General features: G+C 67.3%; 1 protein-coding gene. It reads right to left on the minus strand.

The features are described from left to right. On the minus strand, positions 1 to 481 hold a 481-nt coding region (locus E2C06_RS36905; RefSeq protein WP_133293437.1), incomplete at its 3' end, for an IS5 family transposase. Positions 482 to 575: the final 94 nt, after the last annotated feature.

The raw sequence follows: 575 nt of genomic DNA on the forward strand, positions 1-575 counted from the left end.
CGGCATGCACGAGCACGCCGAGCAACAGCCCTTGCGTGTCGACCGCGAAGTGCCGCTTGCGCCCTTTGACCTTCTTGGCTGCGTCATAGCCGCGAGGCCCGCCGCTCTCCGTTGTCTTCACACTCTGGGTGTCGAGGACGGCCGCGGTCGGGCTTGGCTCGCGCCCCGCGCCCTCGCGCAGCATGACGACGATGTGGTGGCGTATGCTCTCCCACACCCCGTCGCGGAGGAAGGCGCGCATATAGCCGTAGATGGTGGGCCACGGCGGGAATGCCGGAGGGGGCGGCAGATGCCGCCACTGGCAGCCAGTCCGCACGAGGTAGAACAACCCGTCCAGCAGGCGCCGCATGTCGGTCGTCCGCGGATGGCCTCCGGGCTTGGCGGCCGGGATAAGCGGTTCGAGAAGGCGATACTGCTCGTCGCTCAGGGCCTGACCGGACCCGTATTCCCCAACCAGCGCGCGGGTCTCGGGCGTCCACATGGCGACTTCTTTCCGGGAAAGCCGCCCAGAACGCTCCTCCTACGCCGCCTTTTCAGGCCCAAGTTCGCCAGGGGTGGCTTTCAAAACAGCCTTT

Source organism: Dankookia rubra (assembly GCF_004355005.1).
In the GTDB taxonomy this organism is placed as follows: Bacteria; Pseudomonadota; Alphaproteobacteria; order Acetobacterales; family Acetobacteraceae; genus Paracraurococcus; species Paracraurococcus ruber_A.